The sequence below is a fragment of the Butyricicoccus sp. AM32-19 genome (assembly GCF_003480365.1).
GTDB classification, from domain to species: Bacteria; Bacillota; Clostridia; order Oscillospirales; family Butyricicoccaceae; genus Agathobaculum; species Agathobaculum butyriciproducens.
The window spans coordinates 42,149-53,728 of sequence record NZ_QUIX01000020.1 but is presented as its reverse complement, the minus strand read 5'-3'; the positions used below and the strand labels follow the sequence as shown (position 1 = coordinate 53,728).

Genomic DNA, 11,580 nt, shown 5'->3' with positions numbered 1-11,580 from the left:
TGCCTCGCCGGACCGGCGGCCAGCTTTGCGCTCACCGCACTGGCGAACCCGCTCGGCGCGTACCAGCTTGCCGGCGCGAGTGCCCTGCTCGGGCTGTTCAACCTGCTGCCCGTGCCCCCGCTCGACGGCGGCATGGCGCTCCGGCACCTCGCGGACGGGCGGTTTACACGCCTGCTGAACGGGATTGCGGGCGTGTCCGTTCTCGCCCTCCTTGCAGGCGGCGTCCTCCTGTGGAAGTCGGGATTTGGCGGGTGGCTGTTGCTCGTTGGCATTATGATAACCGGCAGTGCATTCCGTAGGGGGCGCCGACCTCGGCGCACCGCATGCAACCCGCATGCACGTGCGTAACCGCAGGGGCGAACATTGTTCGCCCAAGAACCGTTCGATTTTACGCTGTTCGGGCGCACACTGTGCTCCCCTGCGGGATAATCGTTGCAGATGAAGCCGCTCCGGAGTGCCCCGCCCTGCGATAAATTCTCACAACCCTTGTAAATTTTGCCGAAATCGTGTAAAATAACGGTACAAAGATTTATCCAAACGAACCAAAAGGCTCACAAAGCCTTTTGATAGAAAGGACCGAACAATTATGCTGGGAAAACGCAGAAAAAAAACTGATCTCCCCGCCGTATGCGCTGTTATCGTAGCGGCAGGCTCCTCCCGCCGCATGGGCGGCGAAAACAAGCTGCTGCTCGAAATTGACGGCGTACCCGTCCTCGCACGCACGCTTTCCGCCTTCCAGAAATGCGCCGCCATCCGCGATATCGTGCTCGTCTGCCGCGAGCAGGACATCATGCCCTACACCGAGCTGGCGAAGGCCTTCTCCATTGACAAGCTGTGCACGGTGACGCGCGGCGGCGAGACCCGCACGGAATCCGTTCTCGCGGGCATCACGGCCGCACCGGAAAATGCCGTGCTCGTTGCCGTACACGACGGCGCCCGCCCGCTCGTCTCCGAGGCCGTTATCACCGAGGCGGTTACCACCGCCGCCGAGTACGGCGCTGCCGCGCCGGTCGTTCCGGTCAAGGACAGCATCAAACGCATCAAGGATGGAAATATCGCCGCCGATGTCGCCCGCGACACGCTTGCCGCGGTGCAGACCCCGCAGGTATTCCGCAAGGACCTGCTCCGCCGTGCGCTCACCTCGGCTGCCGAGCGCGGCTACAGCTTCACCGATGACTGCGCGGCTGTCGAGTCGCTCGGCACCATCGTCAAGGCAACCCACGGCAGCTACCAGAACATTAAAATCACCACGCCGGAGGACATTCTCGTTGCAGAAGCGCTCCTCACAAGGGAGGACAAGTAATATGCGCATCGGACACGGTTACGACGTACACAGACTGGTCTCCGGCAGACCGTGCATCATCGGCGGTGTGAACATTCCGTTTGAGCTTGGTCTGGACGGTCACTCGGACGCAGATGTGCTCACGCATGCCGTCATGGATTCCCTGCTCGGTGCGCTCGCGCTCGGTGACATCGGCAAGCATTTTCCGGATACCGACCCGCGCTACAAGGGCGCGGACAGCATCGCGCTGCTGCGTCACGTTGCCGCGCTCGTGCGCGAAAGCGGCTGGCAGCTCGGCAATTTGGATGCGACCGTACTCGCACAGGCGCCCAAGCTCGCGCCGCACATTCTGCAGATGCGCGAGAACCTTGCCGCCGCCATCGGCTGCGCGGTCGAGCAGGTTTCGGTCAAGGCGACCACCGAGGAGGGGCTGGGCTTTACCGGCTCCAAACAAGGCATTGCCGCGCACTGCGTGTGCCTTTTAGAGCGAATCTGAACAGTCTTACATATACACTATGGATAAATAGGGGCAACACCGCATAGCGGTATTGTCCCCAACAAAGGAAGTGATTCCAATGGATATACAGGTAAACGACATTCTTACCATGAAAAAACAGCACCCGTGCGGCAGCAAGCAGTGGCAGGTGCTGCGTATCGGTATGGATTTCAAGCTGAAATGCCTCGGCTGCGGCCATGAGGTCATGCTGCCGCGCAGCAAGGCGGAGAAAAACATCAGAACCGTAGAACGGGAGGGTGAAATCGTATGTTGATCGACGGCAAGCAAATGCACATTCAAATCACCAAGGGCGATATCGGGCGGTACGTCATTCTGCCCGGTGACCCGGCGCGGTGCGAGAAGATCGCGCAGTATTTCGATGACCCGAAGCAGATCGCCCACAACCGCGAGTACACGCTGTGGACAGGCTCTCTGGACGGCGTTCCGGTTGCGGTATGCTCGACCGGCATCGGCGGCCCGTCGGCTGCCATCGCCATGGAGGAGCTGGTCGAGTGCGGCGCGGACACGTTCATCCGTGTCGGCACGTCCGGCGGCATTGTGGACAAGGTAAAGGGCGGCGATATCGTTATCGCCACCGGCGCCATCCGGCAGGAGGGCACGAGCCGCGAGTACCTCCCCATCGAGTTCCCGGCAGTCGCGGATTTTTCCGTTGTTTCCGCGCTGCACGAGGCGGCGCAGGCGCTCGGCTTCCCGTATCACACGGGCGTAATCCAGTCCAAGGACAGCTTTTACGGCGAGATCCGTCCCGCTCAAATGCCCATCGCGGACGAGCTGACCGCCAAGTGGAAGGCATGGAAGGCGGCAGGTGCGCTCACCAGCGAGATGGAGACAGCCGCGCTCATGATCGTCGCGCAGGTGCTCCATGTGCGGTGCGGCGCGGTGCTCAACGTGCTGTGGAACGCGGACAACGATGATGCTCCCGCCATCCCGCCTGACGCCACCGAGCGCGGCGTAAAGGCGGCGGTCGAGGCCATCCGCGTGCTCATCCGTGAGGACAGCAAGGCATGAGTGAACAACAGAATCAGCAGACAGCGGCCCTCGGCACAGCACCCGTAGGGCCGCTGCTGTTTCGGCTGGCATTGCCGACCATCACGGCACAGGTTGTCAACCTGCTGTACAGCATCGTGGACCGCATTTACATCGGACGCATCCCGCTCGAGGGCAAGCTGGCGCTGACCGGCATGGGCGTCACCTTCCCTGTCATCACGCTCATCTCGGCGTTCGCGGCGCTCATCGGCATGGGCGGCGCACCGCGGGCGTCTATCGCGCTCGGCGCAAAGGAGCACGACCGCGCGGAACGCATCCTCGGAACGTGTACGGCGGCGCTCTGGGCGCTTGCACTCGTGCTGACAGCACTTTTCCTGCTGTTTCAGGCGCCATTACTGAAACTGTTCGGCGCATCTGCCGACACCCTGCCCTACGCGATGCAGTACCTCAACCTCTACGTTCTCGGCACGGTTTTCGTGATGACGTCATTGGGTCTGAACGGCTTTATCACCGCGCAGGGCCGTTCGTCGGTGGCGATGAAAACGGTCGTTATCGGCGCGGTGCTCAACACCGCGCTTGACCCGCTGTTCATCTTCGTGTTCCGCATGGGCGTGCGCGGCGCGGCTGTAGCGACGATTATTTCGCAGGCGGTGTCTGCGGCATGGGTTCTGCGGTTTCTGACCGGAAAGCAGACGGTTCTGCGCTTAAAACGCGCGTATTTCCGCATCGACCGACCGGTTCTGGCATCCGCAGTCGGTCTGGGCGCGTCCCCGTTTGTCATGCAGTCAACAGAAAGCCTGCTCACCATTGCGTTCAACGTATCGCTGCAGAAGTACGGCGGCGATGCGGCGGTCGGCGCAATGACCATCCTGACCTCGGTGGCGCAGATGGTGCAGCTGCCGCTGACCGGTCTGGCGCAGGGCGCGCAGCCCATCCTCAGCTACGCCTGCGGCGCGAAGCGGCCCGACCGCATGAAGCGCGTCGTGCAGCTGAATCTCGCGGCGGCGTTCGTGTTCGCGTTTTCGATCTGGGCAGCTGTGCAGCTGTTCCCGCATACGGTCGTGCATCTGTTCACCTCGGATGAGGAACTGGTCGAACGCACCGTCTGGGCGCTGCGCGTATACTTTGCACTCGGATTTACCAATGCGTTCCAGACCGGATTCCAGCAGTCGTTTGTGGCGCTCGGCGAGGCGCGTATCTCGCTTTTTCTCGCGCTCGAGCGCAAGGTTTTCCTGCTGATACCGTTCATTCTGCTCCTGCCGCACTTTTTCGCGGATAAGCTGTTCGCCGTGTTCCTCGCAGAGCCGGTCGCGGATTTATTAGCCGCGGCTACAACAACAACGCTGTTTTTGATTCGATTCAAGCAGATCACGCGAGATATGTGAGCCGTTCTCCGGTGCACGCAGCAACAGAGATGCAAAAAGGCTTCGGAACCAAGTTCCGAAGCCTTTTCTTTCCCTTTACGCCTGAACTGCTGCCTTCAGCGCCTCAACCTTATCGGTATTCTCCCACTTGACGCCAAGCTCCTCGCGGCCCATGTGGCCGTAGGCTGCCAGCTGCTTGTAGATCGGCTTACGCAGGTCAAGCTGCTCGATGATCGCCGCCGGACGCAGGTCGAACACCTTCTCAACGGCCTTCTCAAGCACATCGTCGCCAACAACGCCGGTGCCGAAGGTCTCTACCATGATGGAAACCGGCTCGGCAACGCCGATGGCATACGCCAGCTGAATCTCGCAGCGCTTTGCCAGACCTGCCGCAACAATGTTCTTCGCAACCCAGCGAGCCGCATACGCGCCCGAGCGGTCCACCTTGGTCGGGTCCTTGCCGGAGAACGCGCCGCCGCCGTGACGGCCGATGCCGCCGTAGGTGTCCACGATGATCTTACGGCCGGTCAGACCGGAGTCGCCGTGCGGGCCGCCGATGACGAAACGGCCGGTCGGGTTGATGAAATACTTGGTATTCTCATCCAGCAGATGGGCCGGGATGACCTTCTTTACCACCTGCTCGATCATGTCCTCGCGGATCTGCGCGAGGGACACCTCCGGGCTGTGCTGGGTGGAAATAACAACCGTATCCACGCGGACGGGCTGATTGTCCTCGTCATATTCAACCGTAACCTGGCTCTTGCCGTCCGGGCGCAGATAGTCGAACGTGCCGTCCTTGCGAACGTCGGTCAGACGCTTTGCCAGCTTGTGCGCCAGAGAGATCGGCAGCGGCATAAGCTCCTTGGTCTCATCGCACGCATAGCCGAACATCATGCCCTGATCGCCCGCGCCGATGGCGAGGTCAGCCTCAGAGGCACCCTCCTTGCTCTCAAGGGAGTTGTCAACGCCGAGTGCAATGTCGGCGGACTGCTCGTCGATGGCGGTCAGGACAGCGCAGGTGTCGCAGTCAAAGCCGTACTTCGCGCGGTCGTAGCCGATCTCACGAACCGTGTCGCGGACAACCTTCGGGATGTCCACATAGCAGGAAGTGGAAATCTCGCCCATTACCTGAACCATACCGGTGGTGCAGGTGGTCTCGCAAGCTACACGGGCATACGGATCCTGCGTTAAAATCTCGTTAAGGATCGCGTCCGAGATCTGGTCGCAGATTTTATCGGGATGGCCTTCCGTAACCGATTCCGAGGTGAAAAAATGATGTGCCATTAAGTATCAGTTCCTTTCTCCAGTTCATTTTCAGAGCATTAAAAAACGCTCCTCAGCGGGAGCGAAAAGTTCGTTTTGCTCCCTCATCTTTCGTATTCTTACGCCGGATTTGGCACCTTACGTTGCAAAACAACGCAGGTTGCCGGGTTTCACAGGGCCGTTCCCTCCACCGCTCTCGATAAGGATATGTATTCACTTACGCCGTATATTTTATATAAAAATTCCGGCTTTGTCAAGGGGTATTTTCGGCATCCAAGGAGAAAATCGCCGCATTGACATTTTCCGCTTGCACCGTTATAGTAATAGAGGTAAGAATTTGCCCTGCATATTTATCACATCATATGGCCTTCTCAGGCTGACGCACGGCAGCACTTACCCGCATTCACTTTGCGCCAGGGCGATACCTTATTATTGCCTGAACGGCGCTCTGTTTTGTTATGGGAGAGATCAAGGGTATTATGAATGTAAATGTTGGAATCGACATCGGCTCAACGACCGTCAAGATCGTCGTTGTCCGCGATGGAGAGATTATCCACAAGCACTACGAACGGCATTTTTCCAAGGTGCGTGAAAAGGCGGTCGAGCTGGTGCGTGCGGCGCGCGAGCTCATCGGCGAGGACACACCGCTCCGCTGTTCGATCACCGGCTCGGCCGGTTTAGGCGTGGCGAAGGCCGCGGATATTGATTTTGTACAGGAGGTGTTCGCCACCCGCAAGGCGGTAGGCGTGCACGTTCCGCAGGCCGATGTTGTCATTGAGCTGGGCGGCGAGGACGCGAAGATCGTCTTCCTCACCGGTCAGCTGGAGGAGCGCATGAACGGCTCCTGCGCGGGCGGCACCGGCGCTTTCATCGACCAGATGGCGGTCCTGCTGGACGTTACGCCGTCCGAGCTCGATGAACTCGCACAGGGCGCGGAGCGCATCTACACCATCGCATCCCGCTGCGGCGTATTCGCCAAGTCGGATATTCAGCCGCTGCTCAACGAGGGCGCGCGCAAGGAGGACGTTGCCGCGTCCATCTTCCAGGCGGTCGTCAACCAGACCATTGCGGGTCTGGCGCAGGGCCGCGAGGTCAAGGGCGATGTGCTGTTCCTCGGCGGCCCGCTGTTCTTCTTCAAGGGTCTGCAGAAGCGCTTTCAGGAGACGCTGAAGCTGGATGACGCGCACGCGCACTTCCCGGCTCTCGCGCCGTATGCCATCGCAGCGGGCGCGGCGGAATACGCAGGCGGCACGCAGAAGACCTACACGGTCGATTCGCTGCTCGCGGCGCTCGAAAAGGCGGCAGACGCTCCGGTCGTTGCCAACTACCTGCCGCCGCTGTTCGAGGATGAGCAGCAGTACGAGGAATTCAAGAACCGTCACGCCATGCACGATGTCATGACGCAGAACGTCACCATGTACGAGGGCGACGCATATCTCGGCATCGACTGCGGCTCCACCACCACCAAGCTGGTGCTCATCGGTGCGGACGACCAGATTTTGTTCCACCACTACCAGTCCAACAAGGGCAATCCGGCGGACGTTATCCGCGAGCAGCTCACCCGCCTGTACGAGCTGTGCGGCGACCGCGTACATATCGTGTCCTCGGCGGTCACTGGCTACGGCGAAGCGCTCATCCAGAATGCCTTCGGCGTGGATTTCGGTCTGGTCGAGACGGTCGCGCACTTCCGCGCGGCGCGCCATTTCTGCCCGGATGTTGATTTCATCATCGACATCGGCGGTCAGGACATCAAGTGCTTCAAAATCCGCAACAAGTGCATCGACAATATTTCGCTCAACGAGGCGTGCTCGTCCGGCTGCGGCTCGTTCATCGAAACGTTCGCCCGCTCGATGGGCTACTCCATCGAGGAGTTCTGCAAGCTGGGTCTGTTTGCACAGCACCCGATTGATTTGGGTTCGCGCTGCACGGTGTTCATGAACTCCTCGGTCAAGCAGGCGCAGAAGGACGGCGCGGGCATTGATGCAATCTCCGCCGGTCTGTCGGTATCCGTTGTCAAGAACGCGCTGTACAAGGTTATCCGCGCCCACTCGCCGGACGACCTCGGTCAGCACATCGTTGTACAGGGCGGCACGTTCCTCAATGACGCCATCCTGCGCTCGTTCGAGCAGGAGATCGGCCGCGACGTGACCCGTCCGGCTATCTCGGGTCTGATGGGCGCTTACGGTGCAGCACTGCACGCCAAGGACAACCGCCGCGACACCACCACGCTCATCGGCACGGATATCCTCGCAGGCTTCGAGCACAACGTGCGCTCCACGCGCTGCGGTCTGTGTGAGAACCACTGCAATCTGACGATTAACGACTTCGGCGGCGGCCGCCGCTTCATTTCGGGCAACCGCTGCGAGCGTCCGCTCGGCGGCACGAAAAAGGCCGACCTGCCCAACCTTTATAAATGGAAGCTGGAAAAGCTGAAAAGCTACGGTGAGCCGTCCGGCATCGCAAACCCGATTGCAAAAATCGGTCTGCCGTTCGGTCTGAATAACTTCGAGCTGCTGCCGTTCTGGACGGCATTCCTGCGTAAACTCGGCTTCGAGACCGTCCTCAGCGACGTTTCCACCCGCGATATGTACATGCAGGGACAGCATTCCATCCCGTCCGACACGGTTTGCTATCCGGCAAAGCTGATGCACGGCCACATCGAGAACCTGCTCGAAAAGGGCGTGGACGCGATCTTCTATCCGTGCATGACCTACAACCTCGATGAGGAACGCGCGACCAACCACTATAACTGTCCTGTCGTTGCCTACTATCCGGAGCTTTTGAAGGCGAACGTCTCCGCACTCGCGGACTTCGACTTTATGATGCCGTACTTTGAACTCGCAGACAAAAAGCGCTTCACCAAGCACGCCGTTAAGTATTTCTGCGGCAAGTACCCGCAGATTAAGAAAAAGCAGGTCATCGCCGCTGTCGAGGACGCATACATGGCGCAGGACGAATACTACATTGACGTTCGCATCGAGGGTCAGCGCGCCATCCGCTACGCGGACGAGCACGACCTTGACGTTGCCGTTATTGCAGGCCGTCCATACCACGTTGACCCGGAGATCAACCACGGCATCGACCAGCTGATCGCGTCGTTCGGTCTGGTCATCGTGTCCGAGGATGCGGTCTGGCAGCTGACCGATGCACCCGAGGTACATGTGCTCAACCAGTGGACGTACCACTCGCGCATGTACGGCGCGGCGAAGTACGTCACCCAGAAGGAGAACGCCCAGCTCATCCAGCTGGTGTCCTTCGGCTGCGGCATTGACGCCATCACGACCGACGAGATGCGCGCCATCTGCGAAAACGGCGGCAAAATTTATACACAGCTGAAAATCGACGAGATCAGCAACCTCGGCGCGGCAAAAATCCGTATCCGCAGTATGCTGGCCGCCGTAGAGGAGGGACGCAAGCTTGCAGAACAGCAAAACGCCTGAGGCAACGCCCGCATATTCCTACCCGCAGTTCACGGAGGAAATGCGAAAAACCTATAAGATCCTGGTGCCGAACATGCTGCCCGTGCAGCTTGGACTCATCTGCCGCCTGATGAAAAACTACGGCTACGACATGGAGCTGCTGCACACCGAGGGTCCGAACATCGCGGAGCAGGGTCTGCGCAACGTGCACAACGACACCTGCTACCCCGCCCTGCTGGTCATCGGTCAGCTGATGGACGCGATCGAATCCGGCAGGTACGACATTCACAAGATCGCGCTCATCCTGCCGCAGACCGGCGGCGGCTGCCGTGCGTCCAACTATATCCACCTGCTCCGCAAGGCGCTGGAAAAGAACGGCTACGGCTTCATTCCGGTCATTTCGCTGAACTTTTCCGGTCTGGAGAGCAACCCCGGCTTCAAGCTGACCAAGACCATGCTCGTGCAGGTAGCGTATGCACTTTTGATCGGTGATCTGATTATGATGGTCGCCAACCAGTGCCGCCCGTACGAGATCGTGCCCGGCTCGACCGACAAGGCGATTGACATCTGCATGGACGCAGTCATCAAGCGCTTCACCGGCGAGCGCATGGTGCGCTACGGCGAGGTAAAGCACCTGTTCCGGTTCGTTCTGGCCGTATTCGGCAAGCTGAAGCTGGATAAAACGCAGAAGAAAAAGCTGGTCGGCATCGTCGGTGAGATCTACGTCAAGTTCTCGCCGCTCGGCAACAACCGTCTGGAAGAATTCCTGCTCAGCGAGGGCTGCGAGCCGGTGCTGCCCGGTCTGATGGACTTCTGCCTGTACTGCATCTACAACTCGGTCATCGACCACGAGCTGTACAGCCGCAACGGCAAAACCGCCGCCGTCTACAAGATGGTGTACCAGTTTGTGCTCGGCAAGCAGGCCGATATCATCAAAATGATGAAAAAAGACGGTCATTTCCGTCCGCCGATGCCGTTTGACGAGGTACGCAAAAAGTCGCACGCCATTATCGGTCAGGGCGTCAAGATGGGCGAAGGCTGGCTGCTCCCCGCCGAAATGGTCGAGCTGATCAGCGAAGGCGTGACCAACATCGTCTGCACCCAGCCGTTCGGCTGCCTGCCGAACCACATCGCAGGCAAGGGCATGATACGAAAGATACGCGAGGTGTACCCGCAGGCGAATATCGTCGCGGTGGATTACGACCCGGGCGCGTCCAAGATCAATCAGGAAAACCGAATCAAACTCATGCTTTCGAGCGCAGAGTAAAAGCAAAGAGGACTGCAAACGCAGTCCTCTTTTTTATCCACAGACGGTGGATAACTTATTCGTCGATGATGGTGGTGAACGTCAGGGTTTCGCTTTCGTTCGGGTGCAATTTGCGGATACCCTGCTTGTGCTCGATGGCATGGTCAAGGTGATTGCCGTCCGGCAGGGTGCTCCACGGCTCAAGGCAGACGAACGGCACCTCGAAATCCTTATACGGGCTCCACACCGCGAAATAGTCGAAGTCGGTGAAGTCCATCGTCACACGGCGGCGGTTCTTCGTGCTGGCAATGGTTGCCGTGCGGAACGGCAGACCCTCGGTCATGACCGCATCGTTTGCAAACAGCTCACGGGAAATCGGCAGTCTGCCGTCGGTCAGCGGAACGGAAACGCGGTCGGCGGTCAGCATGACGTTCTCGTCGGTTGCAATGCGGCTGAGCGCATCCGTGCCCTCGAACTCGATGTAGTAATCGGTTATCCTTTCGCCGTCCGCGAGGCACAGGTTGTAGGCATCGTGGCCGCCAATCTCGTAATACATCACGGAATCGCTCGTATTCTTGACGATATGCTCCTTTTTCAGCGCATTTCCGTCCAAAGTATAGCGCACGGTGCAGATAAAATCCCACGGATACATCTTCTTCGTGTACTCGCTCGGCGTGAGCGTGAATTCCGCACAGGTGTCGCTGATCTTCTGTGCCTGCCACGCCAGATCGCGTCCGAAGCCGTGCTGCGTGATCTCATACGGCCTGCCGTCCACGGTGTAGGTCTTGTCCTTGAGCCGTCCCACGATCGGGAACAGAATGGGCGCATGGCGCTTCCATGCCGCCGGATCGCCCTTCCAGACGTACTCCGTGCCGTCCTTTTTGCTCGTAAAGCGGGTCAGCTCGGCACCGAATTCGTTAATTTCCACGCGAAAGCGTTCGTTTTCCAATACCTGCATGGGTTTTTCCTCCTTTACTTGAGGCAATACCACATAATTAAAGCTGCGGCTCCTTGCGCAGGCTCCGGTCGCGCTGCCGCGGCGCTTTACGCAAATCGCTCTTGTTCAATTATGTGGTATTACCTTAAGTTCAGGATACCCACTTTATCCGGTAAAGTCAAGAAAAAAGACGAACCAAACGGTTCGTCCTTTGCTTTTACTCAAGCTCCGAAATCGCTCTGCGGATTGCGGCATCCTGCTGCTCCACAGCGTCAAGCAGGCTCCTGTCCTCGAGCGGCTTATTGCCTCTCATGGCCTCGGTCAGCACAGCGCTGACCTGATACAGCCGCTCAAAGCCGAGGTTCTGCGCTACGCCCTTGAGGGTATGCGCACCGCGGAAGGCAGCCTCCCAGTCCTGCTGCAGGGCCGCGTTGTGCAGGTCGGCGCAGGTCGGGTCGTCCTGATACATCTTCACGAACTTTTTCACCATGTTCTCATTGCACAGGCGCTGCAGCGTGTCCGCATAATCGCCGCCGATCTGTGCGTAAAACTCTTCCAGATTCAT

Annotated in this window: 11 protein-coding genes and 1 riboswitch; of the genes, 8 read left to right on the top strand and 3 right to left on the bottom strand. The window is 59.2% G+C overall.

Going from position 1 to position 11,580, the window contains the following annotated elements; translation table 11 throughout:
• The 6 genes from DW806_RS15280 to DW806_RS13535 all read left to right on the top strand — a co-directional run.
• The coding region (locus DW806_RS15280) for a site-2 protease family protein (protein WP_330425282.1) at positions 1–348 on the top strand (348 nt) is incomplete at its 5' end.
• 238 nt (positions 349–586) lie between these two features.
• A complete protein-coding gene (ispD, locus tag DW806_RS13555) occupies positions 587–1,303 on the top strand; it encodes a 2-C-methyl-D-erythritol 4-phosphate cytidylyltransferase (RefSeq protein ID WP_117488758.1) in 717 nt (238 codons plus the stop codon).
• 1 nt (position 1,304) lies between these two features.
• Positions 1,305–1,778, top strand: a complete 474-nt coding sequence (gene ispF, locus DW806_RS13550; protein ID WP_117751979.1) for a 2-C-methyl-D-erythritol 2,4-cyclodiphosphate synthase — start codon at positions 1,305–1,307, stop codon at positions 1,776–1,778.
• A gap of 79 nt (positions 1,779–1,857) precedes the next feature.
• Positions 1,858–2,052 carry a DUF951 domain-containing protein gene (locus tag DW806_RS13545; RefSeq protein WP_117488760.1) on the top strand — a complete coding sequence of 65 codons (195 nt, stop codon included), beginning with the start codon at positions 1,858–1,860 and terminating at the stop codon, positions 2,050–2,052.
• Positions 2,046–2,807: a uridine phosphorylase gene (udp, locus tag DW806_RS13540; protein WP_118360807.1), complete on the top strand. Its 762-nt coding sequence runs from the start codon at positions 2,046–2,048 to the stop codon at positions 2,805–2,807. The genes DW806_RS13545 and udp overlap by 7 nt, the downstream gene beginning before the upstream one ends.
• The gene (locus DW806_RS13535) at positions 2,804–4,171 is read left to right on the top strand and encodes an MATE family efflux transporter (protein WP_118730274.1); all 1,368 of its coding nucleotides are present in this window, start codon (positions 2,804–2,806) and stop codon (positions 4,169–4,171) included. The genes udp and DW806_RS13535 overlap by 4 nt, the downstream gene beginning before the upstream one ends.
• 75 nt (positions 4,172–4,246) lie before the next feature.
• On the opposite strand, the gene metK is transcribed toward DW806_RS13535, so the two are convergent.
• Positions 4,247–5,434, bottom strand: coding sequence for a methionine adenosyltransferase (metK, locus tag DW806_RS13530; RefSeq protein WP_118730273.1), 1,188 nt, complete (start codon positions 5,432–5,434; stop codon positions 4,247–4,249).
• An 80-nt stretch (positions 5,435–5,514) separates the two neighbouring features.
• Positions 5,515–5,619: riboswitch (SAM riboswitch) on the bottom strand.
• Between the two features lie 273 nt (positions 5,620–5,892).
• Between metK and DW806_RS13525 the strand changes: the two genes are divergently transcribed.
• On the top strand, positions 5,893–8,853 hold the full coding sequence (locus DW806_RS13525; protein ID WP_118730272.1) for an acyl-CoA dehydratase activase: 2,961 nt from the start codon (positions 5,893–5,895) through the stop codon (positions 8,851–8,853).
• On the top strand, positions 8,831–10,099 hold the full coding sequence (locus DW806_RS15940; RefSeq protein ID WP_330425281.1) for a 2-hydroxyglutaryl-CoA dehydratase: 1,269 nt from the start codon (positions 8,831–8,833) through the stop codon (positions 10,097–10,099). The genes DW806_RS13525 and DW806_RS15940 overlap by 23 nt, the downstream gene beginning before the upstream one ends.
• A 55-nt stretch (positions 10,100–10,154) precedes the next feature.
• Here DW806_RS15940 and DW806_RS13515 read toward each other — a convergent pair whose 3' ends face one another.
• Positions 10,155–11,036 (bottom strand): aldose 1-epimerase family protein, encoded by an 882-nt coding sequence (locus DW806_RS13515; RefSeq protein ID WP_118730271.1) that lies wholly within the window; start codon positions 11,034–11,036, stop codon positions 10,155–10,157.
• 196 nt (positions 11,037–11,232) lie between these two features.
• A complete protein-coding gene (locus DW806_RS13510; RefSeq protein ID WP_118478452.1) occupies positions 11,233–11,580 on the bottom strand; it encodes an Hpt domain-containing protein in 348 nt (115 codons plus the stop codon).

Excerpts from the sequence above, each read along its gene's own strand:
- ispD (WP_117488758.1), top strand. The coding sequence starts at position 587 with ATGCTGGGAAAACGCAGAAAAAAAACTGATCTCCCCGCCGTATGCGCT.
- udp (WP_118360807.1), top strand. The coding sequence starts at position 2,046 with ATGTTGATCGACGGCAAGCAAATGCACATTCAAATCACCAAGGGCGAT.
- DW806_RS13510 (WP_118478452.1), bottom strand. The coding sequence starts at position 11,580 with ATGAATCTGGAAGAGTTTTACGCACAGATCGGCGGCGATTATGCGGAC.
- metK (WP_118730273.1), bottom strand. The coding sequence starts at position 5,434 with ATGGCACATCATTTTTTCACCTCGGAATCGGTTACGGAAGGCCATCCC.
- DW806_RS13545 (WP_117488760.1), top strand. The coding sequence starts at position 1,858 with ATGGATATACAGGTAAACGACATTCTTACCATGAAAAAACAGCACCCG.
- DW806_RS13515 (WP_118730271.1), bottom strand. The coding sequence starts at position 11,036 with ATGCAGGTATTGGAAAACGAACGCTTTCGCGTGGAAATTAACGAATTC.
- ispF (WP_117751979.1), top strand. The coding sequence starts at position 1,305 with ATGCGCATCGGACACGGTTACGACGTACACAGACTGGTCTCCGGCAGA.
- DW806_RS13535 (WP_118730274.1), top strand. The coding sequence starts at position 2,804 with ATGAGTGAACAACAGAATCAGCAGACAGCGGCCCTCGGCACAGCACCC.
- DW806_RS13525 (WP_118730272.1), top strand. The coding sequence starts at position 5,893 with ATGAATGTAAATGTTGGAATCGACATCGGCTCAACGACCGTCAAGATC.